Raw genomic sequence first — 23,625 nt, 5'->3', positions numbered from 1 at the left:
ATGAAATTATTAAAGGGTATTTCAGGATTAGCTATTCTAGCACTTTGTTCAGGGTGTATCGCTACTTCCTATGAAGATTCCAGTGACGGTAAACTGGTCTTTGAAACTGAGAATTTCATGGCTTCTTCAGGTAATATTCAAAAGACTAATGCAGGAGTTACTGCTTCTGGTGATGGTTGGGTAACCTTTGAGCTTGAGGTGGATTCCGTGGGTCGATATAAAACGGAGTTTTTCGCCAAGGGCAATGGATCGGTTTGGGTTGAGGATTATCACGATAACCCAGATGGAAGAACATATAATATTACTGGTGCTGTTAATGTAAATGCTAATGCGTTTACGCTAGCCGGAAAGGATGGCAGTCCGTTAAATGTAGGAAAGCATAATATGAAGCTTCATTTTTCTGGAGAAGTCGAAGTTGATCGTGTTCAATTCACCAAAATGATTGATCATGAGTATACACCAACTTCAATGGCACAAAACACTTCAGGTTCGGAGTGGAGACTTGTATGGTCTGATGAATTTGAGGGAGAAGGAGCACCTGATGCCACCAAATGGACATATGATGTTGGTAATTGGGGTTGGGGTAACAACGAACCGCAGTACTATACAAAAGACAGACGTGAAAATGCCCGCCTTGAAGATGGCAACTTAATCATAGAGGCGCATAAAAATGATATGGGTCAGGAGTGGACTTCCGCTCGCCTAACGACTCGCGGAAAAGTAAGTTTCCTTTACGGGAAAATAGAGTTTCGTGCTAAATCACCATCGCTAGATGGAACTTGGGCAGCAGGTTGGTTGCTCGGAGATGATTACAGAGATGAACTGTCGTGGCCTTATTGTGGGGAAATCGATGTTTTAGAGAATATTGGTAGCGAAATTGATGATGAGACCGGAAACGGTATTAACCACGCTTCATGCCATACGAGAACGTACTACTTTAAAGAAGGTACCCATATTACTGCTGTAAAGGAGGTAGAGGATATGACCAATACCTTCCATAACTATACCATAGAGTGGACTCCTGAAGGTATCAAAGCCTATTTAGATGGAGAGTACTACTATACCTACGACAAGACAGGTGATGAGCTGGAATGGCCATTTGCCAAACCTCAGAACCTTATTGTTAACCTCGCCATGGGCGGTGGTATGGGTGGGGCAATAGACCCTAGTATTGAGTCTCAGCAGTTTGTATTAGACTATGTAAGAGTATACGAGCTTGCCGAGTGATTTTATATAATGAATCCGTTTTTGTTTGATAGATTATTTAAAAGCCAAAGTCATTTCGACTTTGGCTTTTTCTTGTAGTTTTGAGTTGTGTAGCAAACAATGAAATGGAGGAAACATCATTGATTTAAAACACATTGAATGACTTTTACCAAAAGGTTATTGAAGACTAAGAGCCCTTTACTATTGGCCTTAGTCTTGATAATGATTTTTTCGAGTTGTAACTCACAACAACCAGGCCTTGTCTGGTCCGATGAGTTCAACGGTTCTGAACTGGACAAGGAAAAATGGTCAGCGATTATCGGAGATGGTTGCCCAGCACTTTGTGGCTTTGGGAACAACGAACTACAGTACTACTCTGAAAATTCCCAAAACTTGAAAATTGAGGATGGAAGGCTCATCATCACTGCAGTCCACGATTCTATTGAGAATAGTGCCTATTCTTCTGCTAAAGTGGCTAGTAAAGGAAAGGGTGACTGGAAGTATGGCAGAGTAGAGGTAAGTGCCAAATTGCCAAGTGGTAAAGGAACTTGGCCAGCCATCTGGATGCTGCCTAGCAACAACAAGTATGGAGGATGGCCGCGTAGTGGAGAAATTGATATCATGGAGCATGTTGGCTACAATCAAGGAATGATCTACGGAACAGTCCATACCCAATCATTCAATCATATGAATGGAACACAAAGAGGAGATTCAACTATGATTGAAGATGCCTCGGAAACATTTCATGAATACGCTATTGAATGGCGAGAAGATAGAATTGACTGGTTTATAGACGGTGAGTATTATCACACCTTTGACAATACTGGTAAGGATTCTGATGATTGGCCATTTGATCATCCATTTCATGTAATTTTAAATCTGGCCGTTGGTGGCTCTTGGGGAGGCTCAAGAGGAATTGACGACTCAATATGGCCGCAGTCTATGGAAATAGACTATGTGCGGATATATGCTTTTTAACCAAACAACCTTAAACAGATATGGTAGATTTAATTAGTCTCGATTATGTCATAATAGCACTCTATTTTTTAATAGTCTTTGGCATAGCTGCTTGGGCAACTTTTAAAGAAAAAGTCAACTCATCTTCTTCAGATTACTTTTTAGGAGGTAAGAATGTTGGTTGGTTTGTTATCGGAGCATCCTTATTCGCTTCAAATATTGGTTCCGAACACCTTGTGGGTCTTGCTGGCTCAGGTGCCAGCTCTGGAGTTGCCGTGGGGCAGTTCGAAATACTAGCAGGCTTTATGCTACTACTGCTTGGTTGGGTTTTTGTTCCGTTCTATGTACGAAGTGGTGTTTTTACAATGCCAGAATTTTTAGAGAAGAGGTATTCTTCAGGTGCTAGAACATACCTAACCTGGATGTCAATAGCGGCCTATATCCTTACAAAGATATCAGTGACCATTGCTGCAGGTGCCATTGTTTTTACAGCGATTGGTGTCTCATTCTGGACCGGTGCTTTGATCATCGTGGTCGCTACAGGAGTCTATACCATCTTTGGGGGCTTAAAAGCTGTGCTTTACACTGACATGATCCAAATGTTTGTGCTGATAGGCGGTTCCATTGCGGTTACTGTTTTTGGGCTTCAAGCACTGGGCGGCTGGGGTGAATTGCAGGCAACAGTAGGCGAAGGATACTTTGATATGTGGCAACCGATGAATCACCCGGACTTTCCATGGACAGGTATACTTTTTGGAGCGCCAATACTTGGTATCTGGTACTGGTGTACTGACCAATATATAGTACAAAGAGTTCTCTCAGCAAGAAATATTGAGCAAGCTAGAAAGGGAACAATTTTCGGTGGCTTTTTAAAGATGCTGCCCCTTTTTCTTTTTGTAGTACCAGGAATCATTGCTTATGCGTTGTCCCAGAAAGGCCTGCTAGAATTAGAAAGCAATGATCAATCATTGATCGTAATGGTAAAAGCTATGGTGCCAGCTGGCCTCAGGGGCCTAGTAATTGCTGGGCTCCTAGCGGCTTTGATGAGCTCCTTGTCATCTGTGTTTAACTCATGCTCAACAATCTTTACAATAGACGTTTACAAGCGTTGGAAGCCTGAAACAAGCGAAAGGAAGCTAGTAGTAGTGGGGCAAATAGCGACAGTAATCATGGTGGGTATTGGCCTGCTTTGGATACCGTTTATGCAGAATGTAAGTGATCAGCTCTTTGTTTATCTGCAAAGTGTCCAAGGTTATATTTCACCGCCAATTGCTGCTGTATTCCTGTTGGGTATCTTCTTCAAAAGGCTGAATGCTCAGGGTGCTATGGCTTCATTGATGACGGGCTTGGTGCTCGGTGGAGCGCGCTTTATTTTGGAGCTGAATAAGAAAGATCTTTCAGGCTTTTTGTTTGATTATGCAGACATAAATTTCCTTCATTTCGCCATTTTCCTCTTTGTCATTTGTAGTGCTGTTTTGGTGATCGTAAGTCTTATGACACCTGCTCCGGCAGCCGAAAAAACAGACGGAATTACATACGAACGTGGAGTGCAAACGAAATCAGGGAAAAAGAAACTCGATACTTTGTTAACTATCGTACTTATTGCGATAATCGCAGCGCTTTGGATATACTTTAGCTAGCTGAAAAATGAGTAAAAAATACAAAGTAGCAGTTGTCGGTCCCATCCCGAGAGACCACATCACCACTCATAGAGGAGAGGTGATTGAAAAGTATGGATGCATCACGCATCCGGTTATTGGTCTTGCACAATTGCTGAGAGATCAGGGCACTGTTTACCCCATTTCTCACATTCGTAAAATTGATACACCAGCTGTCCAAGAAATCTTCAAACCATTCCCAGCCATTGACATGTCTGGAGTGAGCGATGAGGCAGATAGTGGCGATGTAATTAAACTGAAGTTTATAGATCAGAACTTCAGAGAAGAGAAGCAGACAGCATTTATGAACCCTATAATGCCTAAAGATCTGGCACCATATATAGATTGTGATGCTTTCGTCTTTGTACCTATTACTGACCACGAGATAGTCTTAGATACGCTGAAGTATCTTAAAGAGCATAGTTCGGGAACCATCATATTTGATGGGCATGGACCTACCCATACAATGACCATAAGTGGTGATCGACATAAGAAATTCTGGGTTGAACGTGATCTTTGGTTGCCATACATCGATGTGCTAAAGATGAATTTAGAAGAATCTTGGTGCACATGGTATAAGCATGAATACGCTGAGTCTGAGCTAACAGATCTCCTTGACGATATAGGTCAAGATCACTTGAGACCTATGGCAGATTACATACTGGATAGAGGGCCAAAAGCCTTGATTATTACAACAGATGCTTCAGGATGCAAAGTCTTTACCAAGCCAAATGGCGAACTGAAAGAAGAGTTTGTGCCATCCATTTTCATGGAGCAAGTAATCGATACAACAGGCTGTGGTGATTCTTTTGCTGGAGGTCTGGCTTATGGATTAAAAGATGGCGGAGATAACTTCATTCTTTCCGCAATGTATGCCAACGCGTTAGGTGCCCAACGTACGCAAGGCACAACTTTCGAAGTATTTAAGTCCCTCGATGAAACAGAGAAGATGATGAGAGGACATTACCCAAATTTTAAATGAGTTTACCTAAAGCCTGCATTTTTGACTTGGATGGTGTTATAGTAGACACTGTACCAGCGCACTACACAGCATGGAAGGCCATGGCTGAAGAGGTCGGTGTGGATTTCGATGAAAAGGAAAATGAGAACCTAAAGGGAGTGAGTCGTTTCGAATCCATGAAGCATATCCTTTCCTTAGGAAACATAGAAAAAACTGATGATGAGGTCAACGCATACACTGAGCGCAAGAATGCGATCTATGTAGACATTATCTCATCTATGACACCAGCAGACATTCTTCCTGGTGTAGTTGAGTTTATAGACAAACTGAAAGCAAATAACATTGCTATTGCAATAGGTTCGGCAAGCAAGAATACCCCAGTAATCTTAAAGTGTGTGGGGCTCGACAAGGTATTTAAGGTCATTGTGGATGGCAATCAAATTACTAAGTCAAAACCCAACCCAGAAGTATTCTTAAAAGGAGCTGAACAACTTGGCTTTGCACCAGATGAATGTGTGGTACTAGAAGATGCCATATCGGGTGTTAAGGCTGCTAAGGCTGGTGGTATGAAGTGTATTGGAGTAGGACACCCAGAAGTGCTTTCTGAAGCAGATATAGTCGTAGACGACTTAACGAGTGTAGATATTGATTTTTTAAAAGCATTATATAGTAATGAAGAGTTACATCAAGCATGACCCTTGGTCAATCATAGAAGAAGGCTTCGTTCCTGAGTACAATAGAATTTCTGAAAGCATATTTAGCATTGGCAACGGCATGTTTGGTGGCCGAGCCAATTTTGAAGAGCAATATTCAGGGGATACACTCCAAGGCAACTATGTTGCCGGTGTATACTACCCAGACAAGACGAGAGTGGGATGGTGGAAAAATGGTTACCCGGAGTACTTCGCGAAAGTATTGAATGCTGCGAACTGGATTGGAATCAATATTGAATTTGATGGTGAAGCACTCGATCTTCATACAGCTGAGGTCTCTGATTTCAGAAGAGAGCTAAATATGAAAGAAGGCTACCTTCAGAGGTCCTTCACAGCAACATTGCCAAGCGGAAAGTCCGTTTCCGTGATTACCACGCGATTCAATAGTATGGTCCGCAACAGAATAGGTGCAATTGCATATCAAGTGACTCCGCTTAACTTCTCGAGTGAGGCAAAAGTAACTCCATATGTAGATTTTGACGTGGTCAATGCTGATTCTAACTATGATGAAAAATTCTGGGTAGAGCAGTCTAAGAACGCCAATCCCGATTTCTCCTATATAGTAGCCAGCACCAAGAAGACAGACTTTTGGGTAGCAACGGGTATGTCCTTTGAAATAGAGGGAGCTTGGTCTTCTAATGGAAGATCAACTGCTGATCGTGACAAGTATCTAGAAGTCACTGAAACCGGAAATGTTTCAGAGGGTCAGGCTTTCACCATTTACAAGTATGCCGCGAATATTTCTTCCATGAACTTTGAGAAAGGCATGCTTGCTAAGGAATGTCAGTTGCAAGTGGAGTCTGCCATGAGCACTGGCTTTGATGCGTTGATGGATGAACAAAAAGCGGCTTGGATTGAGAGCTGGAAGAAAAGTGATATCACTATTGATGGTGATGTTTCATCTCAGCAAGGCATCCGCTTTAATATCTTCCAATTAAACCAGACCTATACAGGTAAAGATGAAAGACTAAACATTGGTCCGAAAGGGTTCACTGGTGAGAAGTATGGTGGAAGTACCTATTGGGATACAGAAGCATATTGCTTGCCTTTCTATTTAGCCACTTCCGATCAAGAAGTAGCCAGAAACCTAGTTATGTATCGCTATAAGCACCTTGGAAGGGCCATTGAAAATGCTGAAAAGCTGGGCTTTACTAATGGGGCAGCCTTATATCCAATGGTAACCATGAATGGCGAAGAATGCCATAACGAATGGGAAATCACCTTCGAAGAGATCCATAGAAATGGCGCTATTGCATATGCCATTTTCGATTATATTAACTATCACGGAGATAATGAATATCTGGTTGACTATGGACTGGAAGTATTGATTGGCATATCACGTTTTTGGGCACAACGCGTTCAATGGTCTAAAGCAAAAGAGCAGTATGTTATGCTTGGTGTTACAGGCCCTAACGAGTACGAGAATAACGTCAATAACAATTGGTATACCAGTAAGATGGCGCTTTGGACCCTGAACTACACATTGGAGGGTTTGGAGCAATTCAGAGACAATCCAAAGCTGGCAACCTTACTTGAGAAGATTAATTTCAAGGGAGCGGAAGAAACCGAGAAGTGGGAGCACATATTGGATAATATGTACCTCGGCTATGACGAAGAACTGGGAGTGTTCTTGCAGCAAGATGGATTCTTGGATAAAGAATTAATCAAAACGGATGATATGAATCCAGAAGACAGACCAATCAATCAGAAATGGTCATGGGACAGAATTCTTCGTTCTTGTTATATCAAACAAGCCGATACACTGCAAGGAGTTTATCTCTTTGAAGATGAGTTCGATATAGAAACCATTGAAAAGAACTTTGACTTTTACGAGCCATTGACGGTTCATGAGTCGTCTCTATCCCCATGTGTTCATGGTATACTAGCCTCAAAGCTTGGTCGTAAGGAGAAAGCTTATGAGATGTACATCCGTACTGCTCGTTTGGACCTTGACGATTACAACAACGATACTGAAGATGGATGTCATACCACTTCAATGGCTGGCACCTGGATGGCCTTTGCCAAAGGTTTCGCTGGCATGAGGGTAAGAGATGGTGAGCTTTATTTTAGTCCATCATTACCAGATCAGTGGGATGGGTACTCTTTCAAAATCAAATTCAGAGAGCGTAACCTTAAGATTTCGGCCTCGAAGACTGCTGTCACTATAAAAAATGGTTCAACTGTGAGTCTAGACCTTTACGTCTTTGACAAAAAGCATTCGTTAGCTGGGAATAGTGAAATCAGCATTGATATGCCTTAAGAGCTGTGATTAATGTATAGAAAGGCCTTTTAAGAAATAAATAGGCTTTTCTAAAATTCTGGTTCTGCACAAATCACTTGGACTTGCTGTAATCCAACGCCAAGCCTTCTGAAATCCACTTGGCTAAAGCATCTCTGTTGGTGGCATTAAGAATGCGCTTTTGGTCAACGGTGTTTTTCAAATTACCCAACTCTATATAGACAACAGGAGGTAAGGTGTTTCTAATTACATAGAGGTTACTCCTGGTCTCAACCGTGCCTGTATATTTACGGTTGGGTTGATACTTGGCGTACTTCTTTTTGAATGTGCTCTGAAGGTTGTCTGCTAATCGCTTTCCACTCTTGCTATTCTTATGATGATAGAAGAATACATCAATCTTCTGCCTTTGACTGCGGCTGTCTACATGCGTTACGACTAATCGCTGATAGGCGCTACCGTTTTGCTTGAAGAGCTTGTTGACAGATGCTGTACGCTGCCTCAAACGAAGTTTCTGGCTCCTTGGAATCTTCTGATCTGGGTAGTTGACTTCGTCATAATCCACTTTCAAAATGTTCTCATCTCTAATGCCATCATTCTTATCTTGAATGATCAGATAAACTTCAGCACCCTGCGAGAGGAGGCTTCGTGCTAGGCGGAGTGTGACATCATAAGCGTATTCATCTTCAGAGATAGTCTTACCGCTGCGTTTCGCAACAGCTCCAGGGTCTGGTCCGCCATGGCCGGAGATCAGGTAGTAAACAGCTCCTTTTAGCACATTACTCTCAATGGGCACTTTGGAGTACTTCTTACCAAAGAGGGGAAAGTTTATGGTCTTATTATCACCTGTCGTGGTCTTAGTATCGCCTTCTTTTGCTACTGGTAGTGTATATTTTTTTCCAATGAAAAGGCCATTCGATCTACTAATGTTCTTCTTGTTGAGCCGTACGAACTCTTTGTAATATTTAATAGGATCGAAGCCGTTTTTAATAAGGATTTTGTGGATACCATCCCCCGAGACAGCGATAACAGTTTTTGGAGTCGATTGGGCGATGGAGGTGTTAATCCAGAGGGCTTGTAGGAGTATAAAGAGAACTAAAAATCTTTTCACTGAGCTGCCATCGCAATCAGACCTGAAATTGCTAAAAAGTTCGGTGATTGTCAACTGGCTTTGTCAGTATCTGAAATACAGTTTTATAATGGAGCCTTGTTTTAGCAAGTTCTCACGTTCTAGATCTCAATAGATATTGATAGCTTTAGTACATGAAGCGATTGTTGATACTTTTTGCACTGTGCATGATGGTCGATACCCTGACTGCTCAAATCACAAATACAGGCCAACTTCTAGATGCCATGCAAGTGAAAAACCGTAGTGCTTGGTTCAAGGAGTTTACCTTCACGCAAGAGACTATTCGCTATAATCAAAGCGGAGCCATCAGAGACACTGCTATTTGGCACGAAGCGGTTAGTTATCCCGACTTATTTAGGATTGACTATAATGAGCAAGGGCGCTTTATAATTTTCAGAAATGACTCTGCCTATCGTTTTCAAGATTATAACTTTCAGTCTGCCAGAGAGGAACCACAGGAGTTCTTACTTTTTAAGGGAGGGATGTATTTTATTTCCCCTTCAAGGGTTATGGCTAAGCTGAAGGAATACGGCTATGACACTTCAATTTTCAGAGAAGATAGGTTGAATGGAAGACGTGCCTATGTTGTTGGTGCCAAAGCCGGAGACTTGTCTACGAAGCAATTCTGGATCGATGCAGATCACTTTTATACGATCAGAAGAATTAGTAAAACGGGTAGAGGAGCCGTATTAGACGTACAATATAGTGACCATAAGAAAGTAGAAGGGGGCTGGGTAGAGCAAACTGTGACTTTTTACCTAGATGAGCGGATGCTCCAAATTGAAAACTATTTGGACATTGATGCTTCCCGTAAAATTCCTGCAGATGTCTTTGATCCTAAGAGTCCAAACAAGTATTGGTATAAAAAGAGGTAAAAACGCAATAGCACCTTACAACGTATAGATGATTGAGCTTGTCATTCTTAATGAAATAATACCCGTTAAGAATAAAGCCTTAGAATGTTCTTTTCTAAATTGACTTTTCATTCCTCTATTGCTATGAAGCGACTCATTTCAGTTTTTTTGATTTTTCTGACTATTCCCTGTTTTTCTCAGGACGAGAAGACGGCAAGCTTTAAAGGGGCATACAATGTGTACCCAGTAGACACGCTTGGGATAGTTTTGCTTAACAGAAATATGGTCCAGTTAAGCTCTGGCGACTTAGCCTTAGAGTACTCAGGCCTAAACAATGAGTTAGAGCAAACATGGAAAAACATGTATCCTTTCTCTAAGGATATGTCTCCTGTTTTTCAACAAGTTTCGTCAAAAGGAATAATTCTACTTTTCGCTGATAGATCAGGGAAAAGATATGAGTTGATAAAAGCGAATGCTGAATATGGTGACTATGAGCGATTCAATTATCAGTTTTCTGATAAGTTTCAAATTAGTGAAGTAGAGGTTTATTATGATCATGTTTGGGCAACTGGCATGATCGGAGATAACCCGGTAATATTTAAACTGAGGGCCGACAATTCATTTGAAACAATACCAGTAGGGGTTCCAGGGCGTGTAAAATATATCGGTGAGACTAGATATAACGAAGAGACTAATGGCCTCGATTTTCTGCTGCTAGCTGAGATTCAGAGAAAAGATGCACTGATCTGGCGATCTTTAAACCTAGAAGGAAATATCTTGAGAAACAAGATGTTGGCATCTTTTGAAAAGAGAAAAATCAGAGCAGTTAAAGCCACTTATTCAGCTGATGCTGCTCATATCGCTGGTACTTATAGTACTGGTTCGAGAGATAAGGTAGAAGGACTTTTTTGGGGAAAAATTGATAAAAAAAACAACGGTTTAAGGTTTGAGCAATTTAAGACACTACAAGGGGTTTCAACCTATAAAATTTCCGAAGATGTTGCTTCAAAGGGCTTTGAGATAGCTAAAGAGAAGAAATTTAGAGTAGCAAACATGTCAGTTTTCATTGATGGAATAAGGCTTAATAGCCAAGGAGAATTGATGCTGGCATTGGAAGTATTTAAACCCGAATACCGAAGCAGAGGAGCACTTGAGAGAGAGTTTATAGCAAGAGATCGTACCGCGCAGATTGATCAGAATGTTTATGGTCGTAGAGCGGTGTTTGAGGCCAATGGTGGTCCTGGCCTAGAGGGTAGAATTGACAGAGCTTCTGCAACGGATCAAATACAAATGCGCTTTATGGACCAGAGCCTGGCCAAAGCTGTTAATCAAGGTGTGTCTTATAACCACACCGCCTTTTTGAAGATTGCTCCTAATTTTGAGCTAAAGGAATCTTACGGACTTGCCTTTGATATTATTGATTTCGGAAACCTAGCCAAGTCGGATCACTTTATTCACAATAGACTTTCCTATCCACTTAACAATTCTTATGAATCGCTAGACTTAAATTCTATGGAGCTTAAGACTTTAAAGACTCAAGAAGGCACATCTTTAGTTAACTGGTCAAATGATCGGCTACTGGGAATTAGCTTTGATAAGGAGAAACGTCTGATGAGCCTATCGGTTAAGCGACTCGATTGACTTTTGTTTTAATAGATTGTTATAGTAAGTCTTGACATCAGTGACGTTAGGAAGTGGGGGAGAGTGGTCTACTATCTTCCCATCAATACCAAGAACCAAGTAATCGGGAACAAGTTCCTGAAAGAACTTCTGTACTACATCATCACCAAAACCCAAAGGAACTCTTTTGTGAATCACATACTCTCTGTCTAGACCATAAATGTCCCTGTTTTGCTTCCAGCTTGCCTCATCTTCGTCAAGTGAAATCATGAGTAACTTCACTTTTCCTTTTTTCATGAGTTTACGGAGGTACGGTGAGGGAATGAGTTCATAAAAATTAGGCACTCCCCATTTGGCCCATAAGACTGTATAAACAGGAGTGCCCTGATAAGTACTTATGGCTTCTTGAAAATCCACATTGTCTACTATAGATTGAATGCCCTCCTTGAGCTTGTTTATTGCTTGAAATTGTTTTTGGAGGGATACTTTTTTTGATAAGTCCTCAATGATTTTCTTCTCAAGAGGAGTTGCCTCTAGTACTGTGTAAGTGCTCCAAAAAGTAGAATCGTACTGAACGGCCCTTAAGTCTTCTTCTGATGGCTCTCCTGTGGTAAAAGTAATTGGAGCCTTGGGAACGAGTTCATTTACCATTATCTCTACATGAGATTGGTGTTGAACCGACTGATCAGAGCCAGAGACAAAATGCTCGGCATGCACATCAGACACGAGCCTTTGAGGAAAGTACTTTCCTTCAACTTTTTGGAAAAAGACCTGTTTGTCAATGGTGGAACGGATACTGTCAATGCTATTGGAAAAGACTTGACTCTCCTTGATGTTAGCTCTGATGAAAGCCTTGTCAGTCATATTAACAAATAACTTTCCACTGTAATTTAGCTTCCGTTTTGCGGGTTCCTTCGGTTCAAAATTGATTACAATTATGGGGTCATTGTCAAGGGAGGTAGTATCGGCAATGATGAACTCATAGTCGTCCAAATTTCTTCTTAGAGGATTGTGAAACTCATAGTTGGTCAGGTCATTTGACATGATAAAGTTGAGTGAAATGGGTGGGTGTGAAAGTTTGGCAAAGGTGGTGTAGTCGAAACTTCTTCGCATATGATTCAATCCAAAATGAAGTCGTTGTTCAGGAATCTGGACAAATTTACCTCTCTTCTTATGCTGAAAGAGTTGAATGGCTGCTTCGGTGAGTCTCACATATGCTGTATCCTCTTTGCAATAGTGGCGATAAAATGAATTGGCTAGGTAGTTGGTTTTCGCCCTGTTCAATGGAATTCGATCAATCGCATCCATAACTACTGTTTTGGCTTGATTGCTTTCTTTGCGTCTAAGTCTTGAACCCTTCACTACAAAGTCATCCAGACTACTTAATTGGGGAGTAAGGCGAACTGTTTGATAGAGATCAGGCTCAATGGATGATAGCTTAATGACTAGAGACTGATAACCAATACATGAAATATGTAGCTCATTCTTTTCAGAAAAACGACCCTGCTTCAATTTCAACTCAAACCTGCCATCCAGGTTGGTTGATGTACCATAGTAATAGTCGTTTAGTCTAATATTCACAAAGGGTACAGGTCTCTCTGTTTGCTCTTCAATCACCTGACCCTTCAAGAGAATAACGGTGTCTTGAGCAGAGATAACTGCCATGCTCGAGACATAAAAGATAAAAGAGAGAAGGAGGCTTCGCATACTACAGTGACGCAAGATATCGCTTAAAGGTGGCAAGGAGTTTAGCCTTTTATTAAATTTCTCATACAATGGTCATGATCAGCTAATTTATAAAGCAATTGCTTTTCTCATTTCACATTAATTCGCATCTTCGCGTCAAAGAAAAACGAGATGTTTATACTGATTGTAATCGCCCTGTTTATTGCTGCTATTGTTGCACCTTACGTCCTTCCAAACAGCAAAGTGAGCTCTCACAAAAAGGACTGGGAAGCTTAAGTCTACTACTGACTGATCTTCTGTTTTCTTCCAAAAAAGTAATATAGGATTGATCCAATTACTGGCATCAGTATTATTACGAGTACCCAAATCAATTTATCATTACTGCCTCGGAATTCACTTCTGATGACATCTATCAATGCCATTACTACAAATATGAATGGAATGATATACAGTATAATGAGCATAAAGAACATGACAGCGAATTAAGGGTTTGTTGATTGTTTTTTCATTCTCTTATTGAACCAAAAAAGGCTTCATTTCGAAGCCTTTCTAATTATCGTCAAAGTAGGGGTTAAATATTGTATTCTTTTGGATTTATCTTGACTCTGTTACCTCCGGCATTAATGGCCTCATGAATCTTATATATACAAACCTCAGATTTGTATGATTCTTCAGCATCGTAGTTTAAAGTTTCTTCACCACGAACAGATTCTACAAAATTGTAAAGGTGAGCAGTATGGGCTGCAAGGTTATACACCTTGTCCATATCATTCATGTCCTTGATGTCGTAGCTAATCTGCGGAGCAGTTTCCTTAATACCAGAATCTCCCGACTCTTTTTCCTTGTATTGCTGCATATCAGCCAGATTAGATAAATAACCCTTATCAATATACTTTTTCCATCGCTTGGAAGATACTCGTGACTCGCGATAAATCTTGTTGTCCTTGCCCTCTGAAATAATGAAAGCACCATCATCACCAATGAAACGTTCATAGACGCCAACAGCTCGAGAATTAGAGATGTTCTCGTAAATACCAATAGCTGGACCTTTTGGAGTATCGTATTCTAGGATTGTTGCCATAGTGTCAGCTTGCTCTAGGCCGAAATAAGAATTGTTGCCTGAAGCATATACGGTATGAGGAAACGCACCAAAGAACCAGTTGAAAATGTCAATCTGGTGGGAGCCAAGGTCTGAAACAACGCCACCACCCAATTCTTTGTAGTTTCTCCAGTTATAAACCTGGTCCATGGTTTTGAAACCATATCGATCGAGTTTCTTGAGGTCTATATTGTCTCTTTTATTTGGCCTTTGTGTCCAGATTCGTGATCTATTCCATTGTCCGATGGCATGCGTTAATCGGCCAAACATCTCTTCGCGCTCTAGGAGTATCTGATGTGTAAAGCGATATCGATCATTTGATCTTCGCTGTCTACCAATTTGCAAAAGCTTTCCTGTTGACTTCATTGCTTGAGCCATTTTCTTAGCATCCTCAATGTTATTCGACATTGCTTTCTCACAGTAAACATGAAGTCCTGCATTGAGTGCATCAACAGCATGTGCCTTGTGCCAAAAATCTGGTGTTGTCAATACAATAGCATCCAATTCCTCTTTTTCGATCATTTCATAGAAATCCTCATAGGCATTTATCTTGCCTCCGAACTCTGAATTGAAACGGGCCTTGGCACCCTCTCTACGGCTTTCTACGATGTCACATACAGCTACAAGGTTGGCACTTGGGATTTTTGGGATGTTGCTGAATAGCACTCCGCTGCCACGTCCGCCACAACCAACCACTGCTATGTTTACTTTGTCAGCGACACTCAAAGGGTTCGCTGTAATGTTAAAAGGATTCCCTAACATCAAACCACCACCAAACAGGGTAGATGTTTTGATAAAGTCGCGTCTACTTGAATCTTTCATACTCCTCAGAATTTAGATTTTAGGCTATAGGTTTAGCAAACCTAATATATGTGATTTTTTGAAAGGAATTGGAGGTTTCCATCCTTTGAATAAGCCACCCAGATAATTTTGTCACTTTCGGCCATCATTTCTTTTATCTCACCCTCCGAAACAAGAAATAGAGCCGTGGAAAAAGCATCAGAATGTGCTGCGGATTCTGAAGCAACCCAGAGCCTGTGATATGCACTGGACAGTTGATTGTTGCCTGTTCTTGGATCGAAGATATGGTTGCCTTGATAAAATGTTCCGGAAGCGCTAACCACAACGTTGCTCAACTCCAAATCCATTTTGTCTTTACTGCTGGCAATGCTGTACTGCCATGAAGCTTTTGTGTCCGTATTGTTGCTCACTAAGAGCGTACTGTCTCCGGCACTGAGAGTAAAGGTTTCTATGCCTAGATCTGCTAGCTTCAGTTTACACTTGTCTAAGGCATAACCTTTGCCAATTCCTCCTAGGTCGAACTGGATACCTTCCTTCACACAGTAAGCCATCGGTTTCTCTGGATCAATGAAAATTCCGGCAGCGAGTTTCTCGGTTTGAACCTGCTCAAGTGCATTCGTCATTTCAAACTCATTGAGAATGCCCTGCTTAGAAGCTCTGAAGATATCCATGTGTCTGGCCACTCCAATATCGAAAGCGCCCTGGCTTATTTGATTGATCTCTATTGCCGTTTTCATTACTTCCCAGACCTCAAAGTCAATGGGGAGTTGATCGCCAGCTTTCATGCGATTGATGCGCGAGATGTCACTATCAGGTATAAATCGGCTCAGCTGTAGCTCCAACTGATCTATCAATTCAAATACTTGAATAGAAGCGTTTTCAGCATATTCAGTTGATTCACCCTCTATGGTCAGTGTAAACTGAGTTGCCATAGCATCATGCTCGAAGTGTTCCATTTAGGCTTAAGCTTTTTCCTTTCCTAGTTTACTTCTTCCCATGAGTTTCACTAGCAAATCGGCATCAGGTATCTGGGCTAGGATGACTCGGGCCATAACAATGAGAGGAACCGATAAAAGCATTCCTGAGATTCCCCAGATATATCCCCAAATCACAAGACCTAAAATAACCGTCACAGTATTTAAGGCTACAGAAGAGCCCATCATATAAGGTTCGATCACATTGCCCCAAACAAACTGAGTGGCAATTAGCAATGCTATGAACAGAACAAACGTGCCACTACTATCAATTTGAATAAGTCCTAAAAGTACAGGTGGTATAGTAGCTGCGATTGATCCAACAGTAGGTATAAAGTTTAACAGGAAGGCAAGAAAGCCCCAGAAAAGGGCAAAGTCAATTCCGAATATCCAGCTTAATGTACCAAAGAAGAGACCGGTACAGAAGCTGGTGAAAAACTTGACCTTCATGTAGCTGACTATAGAGGCTTTTACTTCTGTAAACGAATTCAATAAACGCTCTTTGCCCTGTTTGTCATCTCCCTCCAAGTAATTTATGTACATCTCGTATTTTACGATACTGCCGAGTACCGCCACCAGATAAACAGCTGATAATATAAAGTTGAAAGTAAATGTGCCCAATTGGCCAGCGACAACTCCAGAAGTATTGAGGACAAAATCCTTGGAAATAATCCTATTTAAAGCAGCGGTAAACCCATCAGCCTCCAACTCTTGTACACCAGGAATGAATTCTAATTGGCTCAAAATCACTTCGAACCTAGCTTCAACCTGAGCTAATAATTTTGTCTTTTCCGCTAAAATCTGAGATCCAGTGTCATAAACCACCATGCCAATCAAAAACATGAAACCCAAAGTAAGAATGGTGATCATGGTTATGCTGACGGTATAAGGCCAATTCCTACGTTCCAGAAACTCTATGGCTGGAGAGAGTAGAATACCAATGAACAAAGCGAAGGCCAGTGGGATCAGTAATCCTGAAAGCGTTTTGATAATAACGATCAGTAGGATCGCTGCAAAAAGCATCAGAATATTTTTTATGGTTCTTACATCTGAATCTATTCCTTGCGCCATAAAAAGGTGTTTGATGTGACTTGAAAGCTGAAAATAACCAAAAAAAGATGTATTGGCATTTATGTTAAAAAATTAAGTCAGAAAGCAGTTTAATATTTAGTTTTGTAGCTTGATCAATCAACTACTTGATGTCATTGGAATTTGAACAACCCATTACTGAGCTTGAAGGAAAACTAGCAGAGATGAAGCAATTGGCGGAAAGCAGCCAAGTAGATGTTTCTGATGCAGTGGCTTCGCTCGAAAAGAAAATACAAAGCTTAAAGGAAGATACTTACAAGAACTTGACGCGTTGGCAGAGGGTTCAGCTCTCGAGGCATCCTGACAGGCCTTACACACTAGATTATCTATATAATATTACAGACGACTTTGTAGAGATACATGGCGACCGTAACGTCAAAGATGACAAGGCCATGGTAGGTGGCTTTGGAACGGTTGATGGTCAAACTGTAATGTTTGTGGGGCAGCAGAAGGGAAGAAACACGAAGCAGCGTCAAATGCGGAATTTCGGTATGGCCAACCCAGAGGGTTATAGAAAAGCCTTAAGGCTCTTCAAAATGGCAGAGAAGTTCGGTAAGCCAATCGTTACGCTAATTGATACTCCAGGTGCCTATCCTGGTTTTGAGGCGGAAGAAAGAGGCCAGGGAGAGGCTATTGCTAAGAACATACAGGAAATGTTTATGTTGAAGGTTCCGGTCATTTGTATCATTATAGGTGAGGGAGCTTCAGGAGGTGCTTTAGGTATTGCTATCGGAGACAAGGTCTTAATGATGGAGAACACATGGTACTCGGTGATTTCACCTGAATCCTGTTCATCTATTCTATGGAGAAGCTGGGACTTTAAAGAGCAAGCAGCAGAAGCACTAAAATTGACTGCCGAGGATATGAAAGGTTTCGGATTGGTTGATGGAATCATAGGAGAGCCACTGGGAGGTGCTCATAGGGATACCGATCAGATGTATCAGACGCTAAAAGATAGAATCAAGTCAGAGCTTAAAGATCTTATGGCCAAAACTCCTGAAGAAAGAATCAAAACTCGAATAGACAAATTCTCTGATATGGGGGAAGTTGTTGAGTAAGGAGTAAGAATTTCAAATTTGAGACCACGTGGCGTTGCTTCGTGGTCTTTTTTTTGACTAATTTCAGACAGAACAAGTAAGCATGGCCAAACAAAAAATTTCTTGGGGACTACACCTTATAGAACTTGTTGTAGTAATCATAGGTATCAGTATTGCCTTTGCTCTGGAAGGATGGTCCGAGTCAAACAAACGAAAGGACCTTGAACAGAATTACCTCAGTTCCATTCAGGTCGATATTGACAAGGACATTGATGATCTGAAGAAGATTGTCGATTCCACCAAAGTAATTCTTCAACACGTATCTGAGGTATTCCAATATACCCTTCAAAGAGCTCCCCTAGAAAGCTTTAAAAGACATCATGTAACCAGCAGTTACTTGGCTTCTTATTTCTATCCACAGAACGGTACTTACTTGTCATTGATGAATTCAGGTGACATCAATGTCATAAAAGATTTTGAGCTAAAAGCAGCCTTATCAGACCTTTACAATGTAAAGTATAAGGAATTGGAAAGGATGGATCAGGTAATTAAGAACTTGGCCGACAATAGGATTCAACCATACATGATTGATAATATTCGTTTTTCATTTGATCGCGATGGTATTGAAGATTTCAAACCATTGGCTTCCAATAGGGCCTTCAACCTTTTAGGGAGCTTCTTCAACCTGTTGGGCGATCGTCAAACTGCGTACGCTGCAATGATTGAAAAATGTGAGTCAATAAAGACAATGATCAGTAACCTGAAAAGCAATGAAGAGTAGACGATTTACATTCGGAGCAGTTTTACTAGAAATTGTGATTGTAATCATCGGGATTTCCATCGCCTTCGGCTTAAGCAATTGGGGAGAGAGGCGCAAGGAAGTGCATATGGGCGATGAATTCGTGAAAACCATGGTTGACGATCTCAAATCTGATAGTGCAGCCTTTGTTTACCAAATCGCCAATATTGAGGAAAATATTTCTACTGTAGAATCATTAATGGCTTTGTGTAGACGAAAGGGGTTTCAAGAGGACTCTGTACAGTGGTATGTAGGTGCTTTTATGAACAGGAACAATTGGCTCATTAACTCCAATACTTATGAAATACTAAAGAGTGGGGGTAAACTCGATATCATTACTGATTTCGACTTAAGAAGTGATATAAGTTTCTTTTATCGCATCAGAACCTACCAAACAGATGTGATTCTAGAGCTAACTCAGGGTTTTGTACAAAGTCAAATGAACCCATACCTAACCAAACACTCTGACTTTTTTATCAATGATGTTCCTGATCATAGATTTATTCAGGATGTCGTGTTTCAAAACCTTTTAGGTCGCTGGCGCGATCTCAAACAGGAGAAACTTGATATCTATCAAAGCACACTTGATGATATCAATAGCCTAATTCCTAAATTAGAGGCCTACTTAGAATAGGAGTCAAAAATGAATCTTCACGTAATCAATACAGGCAATTTCAAGTTGGATGGAGGGGCCATGTTTGGTGTTGTACCCAAATCACTTTGGGAGAGAACAAACCCTGCAGATGAAAAGAATATGTGCACTTGGTCTATGCGGTGCCTGTTGATTGAAGATGGTGATCGACTTATTCTTATCGATAATGGTATAGGCAACAAACAAGACGCCAAGTTCTTTAGCCATTATTACCTCCATGGTGATTACTCATTAGATCAATCATTGCGTCAAGCTGGTTTTGATAGGTCTGATGTGACTGATATGTTTCTCACTCATTTACATTTTGACCACTGCGGGGGTGGGGTGGATTATGTTGGAGATGATAGAGATCGCTTAGAACTTCATTTCCCCAATGCTAAGTATTGGTCTAATAAAGATCACTGGAAATGGGCAACTGAACCGAATGCAAGAGAAAAGGCCTCCTTTTTGAAGGAGAATATATTGCCTATTCAGGAAAGTGGACATTTGGAATTTATAGACTTGGAAGGCAATTCCCCTTTTTCTCAGTTTGACATTCATGCAGTGGATGGTCATACAGACAAGCAAATGTTGCCCAAAATCAAGTATAAAGACCGTACGATTGTCTTTATGGCTGATCTTCTTCCATCCGTAGGACACATTCCTTTGCCTTATGTTATGGGTTATGATACCAGACCTCTAATTACACTTCAAGAGAAGAAAGAATTTCTAGAAGAGGCGGCTGACAATCAGTATGTGCTTTTCCTCGAACATGACTCGGTCAATGAGTGTTGTACGGTCAAAAGAACGGAGAGAGGGGTCAAACTTGACAGAACATTCTCTCTAAACGAGATTCTATAAATATGAAAGTCGGATTGGCATTATCTGGTGGAGGAGCGCGTGGGTTTGCCCATTTTGGCGTTCTGAAGGCATTGGAGGAGTTGGGAATTAAGGTAGATGTGATCTCAGGCACCAGTGCTGGGTCGGTGGTTGGAGCCTTCCATGCATACGGCTATGATGTAGATGAAGCCAAGATCCTAGTTTCGAAAACAAACCTCTTTAAGGTGGTTTGGCCTGCCTTTAGCTGGAAGGGAGTTTTCAGCATGAGCAGAAGTGAGGATATTTTTAAAAAGCATTTTCCGAAGGACGACTTTTCAGCAGCTCAAATCCCACTACATATCGTAGCAACTAACCTCAATACTGGACAGCCAGAGATCTTTAAAGAGGGTGCTATTATCAAACCAATGATGGCTTCATGTTGTATTCCATTCATATTTGATCCTGTTAAAATAGGTCAGAATGTTTACATAGATGGAGGCTTGGTGAACAACTTACCTGCCGAAGCAATACGCGACCAATGTGATGTAGTTATTGGAGTCAATGTCTCACCGGTTTTAAAGGAAGAAACACTCAGTGGTACCAAAAAGATGATTGAGCGAATTTCTATGGTGAGCATCAATGCGAATGTGGCTAAAAGCAAGTTGAAGTGTGATTTAGTGATTGAACCGAAGTCCCTAAGAGAATATGGCACATTTGACCTTAAACGTTCTGATGAGATTTATGACATAGGTTATCAAGCCGCGCATCATATTTTTGAGACAGAACAAAAACTTGAAGTGGTTCAAAAGCTCTTGGTCTAAGCGTTTTTTTTGGCTTTGGCATGCCGATTGATCAAAAAAAAGTGGTTTTACGTCAACCTTTTTTAATTAGAATCGACTAATAGAAAGAATTATTTCAGAAACAGATACGTGTAGTTTCTGTCGGGTACGTCAAACAACAAAGGTCGCCAACAAGTGTTGGTAAAACTCAATCAAAAACACGCTATGCGAACACTACTTTTTACAGTATGTGCCTTGTTATTTTTTAATACGGTCTGGGCACAAGACAAATTCACGCTGAACGGATATGTCCGTGATGCAAAATCAGGAGAAGAACTTATAGGAGTCACCATTTTAATAGAAGAAAGTGGAGGCGGAGTTAATACGAACCCTTATGGATTTTACTCTTTGACCTTACCCGAAGGTGAATACAACATTCAATTCAGGTATGTAGGTTTTAAGACTAAGGTCGAAAAAGTAGTCTTGAACAAAGACCTATCCTTGAATATCAATTTGGAAGAAGAGACGGTAGAACTGAGCGAGGTGGTGGTAACTGCCGAGCGTCAAGATGCCAACGTCACCAGTATTCAAATGAGTAAGAATGAACTTGATATCCAACAAATTAAGAAGTTGCCGGCACTCTTTGGAGAGCCAGATATCATTAAGACAATTCAGATGCTTCCAGGAGTTGTTTCTGCGGGGGAGGGAACGTCAAGCTTCTTTGTAAGAGGTGGTAGTGCAGATCAGAACCTCATTCTAATTGATGAGGCTCCGGTTTATGATCCATCACACTTGTTCGGTCTATTCTCGGTTTTTAATGCGGATGTCATCAAAGATTCTGAATTGTATAAAGGAGGAATTCCATCACGATTTGGAGGAAGACTCTCGTCTATTTTGGAGGTACGGACTAAAGATGGCAACAATAAGGAACTTAGGGGAGAAGCCGGAATAGGACTTTTAGCCAGTAGCGTTATGCTAGAAGGGCCAATAAAGAAAGATGAGAGTTCTTTTATCATCTCAGCAAGGAGATCTTATGTTGATCTTTTCTTACGCCTTGCAAATCAAAAGAACCTTGTCTATTTCTATGACATCAACGCTAAAGTAAACTGGCGTGCAAACAACAAGAACAGGTTCTTTCTGGCGCTCTATACTGGTAGAGACGACTTTAACTTTGATGGTAACTTTGGTTTTGACTGGGGGAATAGGACAGCCACTTTTCGTTGGAATCACTTGTTCAATGATAAGCTGTTCTCGAACACCTCGTTAATCGCAAGTTCTTTTGATTACGGACTTGGGTCTCAGGAACAATCGGATGGCTTTCAATGGGATTCAAACCTTGAGGAATACAGTTTCAAGCAAGACCTAAACTACTTTTTCAACCCTAGGTTGACAATGGATTTTGGCTATCACCTGACTTACCGAAAGTTTGCCCCAGGTAAAATTGTCCCAAGCGAAGAATCTATTTTTAAGACAGTAGAACTACAAAATGAATACGCTTTAGATCATGCGCTTTACTTGAGTTTACAACATCAGGTCAGTGATAAACTTACTTTTGAGTATGGAGCAAGGCTTTCGGTTTTCCAGAACATTGGAGAGAATACAGTCTATACCTACTTAGATAAGCTTGATAATACCAATCCTATCAGGACAGACTCTACTCACTATGGGAGCTTCGAAAATATCAAGACCTATGTCAATTTCGAACCACGATTCTCAGCTAGATACATACTGAATAATGAGAGTAGTCTGAAGGCGAGTTATAACCGTATGGTACAGAATACGCACTTGATTTCAAGTGGTACAGTGCCACTACCATTCAATACCTGGGCACCAAGCTCCACTTACTTAAAACCGCAAATTGCTGACCAATTCGCTCTTGGTTATTTCAGAAACTTCAATGACAACCGATTCGAGTTTTCCATGGAGGCCTTCTACAAAGACATCAGTAATGTGACTGATTTTGCAGACAATGCTCGAATCTTCTTTAATCAAGATTTGTCTACAGAGTTCAGACAAGGGAAGTCAGAGGCCTATGGCTTAGAATTAATGCTGCAGAAGAAAAAAGGAGCGCTCACAGGCTTTATAGCTTACACGCTGTCTCGAGTGAATAGAACGGTGCCTGGAGTGAATCAGGGAAGATCTTTCCTAGCCAACTACGATAGACGTCATAACCTGAACGTTGTGGGTACTTATGATTATAATGATAAATGGACCTTCGGTGGAAGCTTTACTTATGGTACTGGTCGCCCTACAACCTTACCCTCCGGCTCATATGAGTTTGGTGACGGTCAGATTGCTGATATAATCACTGAGAGGAATGGGTTTAAGCTTCCGGATTTTCACAGAGTGGACTTGAGTGCTACGCTGGTACCAAGAAAGAACAAGGATAAGAAGTATGAGACTTCATGGGTATTCTCGCTCTATAATGTCTATAGTCGCAAGAATCCATTTTCAATATATACTAGAGTGAAAGTGGATGAAGATGATAATATCATCGGGGATGGTACTGAAAAAGAAGCACGTCTCATTTACCTATTCCCAATTTTACCTTCAGTAACCTTCAATATTAATTTTTAA

The 23,625-nt window shown here is 41.0% G+C and carries 20 protein-coding genes; 14 read left to right on the top strand and 6 right to left on the bottom strand.

Translation table 11 applies throughout. From position 1 onward, the window contains the following. The 6 genes from J4E76_RS03520 to J4E76_RS03495 all read left to right on the top strand — a co-directional run bounded on the left by J4E76_RS03520 (position 1) and on the right by J4E76_RS03495 (position 7,755). Positions 1-1,227, top strand: a complete 1,227-nt coding sequence (locus J4E76_RS03520; RefSeq protein ID WP_208501285.1) for a family 16 glycosylhydrolase — start codon at positions 1-3, stop codon at positions 1,225-1,227. A 138-nt stretch (positions 1,228-1,365) separates the two neighbouring features. Further along, a complete protein-coding gene (locus J4E76_RS03515; protein WP_236017264.1) occupies positions 1,366-2,184 on the top strand; it encodes a family 16 glycosylhydrolase in 819 nt (272 codons plus the stop codon). A 20-nt stretch (positions 2,185-2,204) separates the two neighbouring features. Continuing rightward, entirely contained in the window at positions 2,205-3,803 is a 1,599-nt protein-coding gene (locus J4E76_RS03510; protein ID WP_208501283.1) for a sodium:solute symporter, read from the top strand. Between the two features lie 7 nt (positions 3,804-3,810). Then, entirely contained in the window at positions 3,811-4,803 is a 993-nt protein-coding gene (locus J4E76_RS03505) for a carbohydrate kinase family protein (protein WP_208501282.1), read from the top strand. Then, positions 4,800-5,477, top strand: a complete 678-nt coding sequence (pgmB, locus tag J4E76_RS03500; RefSeq protein WP_208501281.1) for a beta-phosphoglucomutase — start codon at positions 4,800-4,802, stop codon at positions 5,475-5,477. Before J4E76_RS03505 ends, pgmB begins: the two co-directional genes overlap by 4 nt. Continuing rightward, positions 5,455-7,755, top strand: a complete 2,301-nt coding sequence (locus J4E76_RS03495; protein ID WP_208501280.1) for a family 65 glycosyl hydrolase domain-containing protein — start codon at positions 5,455-5,457, stop codon at positions 7,753-7,755. Before pgmB ends, J4E76_RS03495 begins: the two co-directional genes overlap by 23 nt. Before the next feature lie 73 nt (positions 7,756-7,828). On the opposite strand, the gene J4E76_RS03490 is transcribed toward J4E76_RS03495, so the two are convergent. Then, positions 7,829-8,842, bottom strand: coding sequence for an N-acetylmuramoyl-L-alanine amidase (locus tag J4E76_RS03490; protein WP_370592790.1), 1,014 nt, complete (start codon positions 8,840-8,842; stop codon positions 7,829-7,831). Between the two features lie 152 nt (positions 8,843-8,994). On the opposite strand from J4E76_RS03490, the gene J4E76_RS03485 reads away from it, so the two are divergent. Both J4E76_RS03485 and J4E76_RS03480 read left to right on the top strand, forming a co-directional pair. Next, positions 8,995-9,735 carry a hypothetical protein gene (locus J4E76_RS03485; protein WP_208501279.1) on the top strand — a complete coding sequence of 247 codons (741 nt, stop codon included), beginning with the start codon at positions 8,995-8,997 and terminating at the stop codon, positions 9,733-9,735. Positions 9,736-9,858: 123 nt separating this feature from the next. Then, the gene (locus J4E76_RS03480; protein WP_208501278.1) at positions 9,859-11,355 is read left to right on the top strand and encodes a hypothetical protein; all 1,497 of its coding nucleotides are present in this window, start codon (positions 9,859-9,861) and stop codon (positions 11,353-11,355) included. Here J4E76_RS03480 and J4E76_RS03475 read toward each other — a convergent pair. The 5 genes from J4E76_RS03475 to J4E76_RS03455 form a co-directional block, all read right to left on the bottom strand. Then, positions 11,332-12,999: a carboxypeptidase-like regulatory domain-containing protein gene (locus J4E76_RS03475; protein ID WP_208501277.1), complete on the bottom strand. Its 1,668-nt coding sequence runs from the start codon at positions 12,997-12,999 to the stop codon at positions 11,332-11,334. The genes J4E76_RS03480 and J4E76_RS03475 overlap by 24 nt on opposite strands. A 302-nt stretch (positions 13,000-13,301) precedes the next feature. Next, positions 13,302-13,442, bottom strand: a complete 141-nt coding sequence (locus J4E76_RS03470; protein ID WP_236017314.1) for a PLD nuclease N-terminal domain-containing protein — start codon at positions 13,440-13,442, stop codon at positions 13,302-13,304. Positions 13,443-13,591: 149 nt separating this feature from the next. Beyond that, positions 13,592-14,941 carry a Gfo/Idh/MocA family protein gene (locus J4E76_RS03465; protein ID WP_208501275.1) on the bottom strand — a complete coding sequence of 450 codons (1,350 nt, stop codon included), beginning with the start codon at positions 14,939-14,941 and terminating at the stop codon, positions 13,592-13,594. A 41-nt stretch (positions 14,942-14,982) separates the two neighbouring features. Continuing rightward, positions 14,983-15,876: an FAD:protein FMN transferase gene (locus J4E76_RS03460; RefSeq protein WP_208501274.1), complete on the bottom strand. Its 894-nt coding sequence runs from the start codon at positions 15,874-15,876 to the stop codon at positions 14,983-14,985. A gap of 6 nt (positions 15,877-15,882) precedes the next feature. Then, positions 15,883-16,965: an AI-2E family transporter gene (locus J4E76_RS03455; protein WP_208501273.1), complete on the bottom strand. Its 1,083-nt coding sequence runs from the start codon at positions 16,963-16,965 to the stop codon at positions 15,883-15,885. Positions 16,966-17,093: 128 nt separating this feature from the next. Here J4E76_RS03455 and J4E76_RS03450 point away from each other — a divergent pair, with 128 nt between their 5' ends. The 6 genes from J4E76_RS03450 to J4E76_RS03425 all read left to right on the top strand — a co-directional run bounded on the left by J4E76_RS03450 (position 17,094) and on the right by J4E76_RS03425 (position 23,625). Then, positions 17,094-18,041 carry an acetyl-CoA carboxylase carboxyltransferase subunit alpha gene (locus J4E76_RS03450; RefSeq protein ID WP_208501272.1) on the top strand — a complete coding sequence of 316 codons (948 nt, stop codon included), beginning with the start codon at positions 17,094-17,096 and terminating at the stop codon, positions 18,039-18,041. A gap of 82 nt (positions 18,042-18,123) precedes the next feature. Next, positions 18,124-18,801: a DUF6090 family protein gene (locus J4E76_RS03445; protein ID WP_208501271.1), complete on the top strand. Its 678-nt coding sequence runs from the start codon at positions 18,124-18,126 to the stop codon at positions 18,799-18,801. After that, positions 18,791-19,453 (top strand): DUF6090 family protein, encoded by a 663-nt coding sequence (locus tag J4E76_RS03440; RefSeq protein ID WP_208501270.1) that lies wholly within the window; start codon positions 18,791-18,793, stop codon positions 19,451-19,453. Before J4E76_RS03445 ends, J4E76_RS03440 begins: the two co-directional genes overlap by 11 nt. Before the next feature lie 9 nt (positions 19,454-19,462). Then, positions 19,463-20,311: an MBL fold metallo-hydrolase gene (locus J4E76_RS03435; RefSeq protein WP_208501269.1), complete on the top strand. Its 849-nt coding sequence runs from the start codon at positions 19,463-19,465 to the stop codon at positions 20,309-20,311. Positions 20,312-20,313: 2 nt separating this feature from the next. Continuing rightward, entirely contained in the window at positions 20,314-21,090 is a 777-nt protein-coding gene (locus J4E76_RS03430; protein ID WP_208501268.1) for a patatin-like phospholipase family protein, read from the top strand. Positions 21,091-21,273: 183 nt separating this feature from the next. Beyond that, positions 21,274-23,625, top strand: a complete 2,352-nt coding sequence (locus tag J4E76_RS03425; RefSeq protein WP_208501267.1) for a TonB-dependent receptor — start codon at positions 21,274-21,276, stop codon at positions 23,623-23,625.

It is taken from the genome of Roseivirga sp. E12 (assembly GCF_017592825.1).
Lineage (GTDB): Bacteria > Bacteroidota > Bacteroidia > Cytophagales > Cyclobacteriaceae > Roseivirga.
Note: the sequence above shows the minus strand (reverse complement) of the source record. Positions and strands in the feature narration are given on the sequence as shown.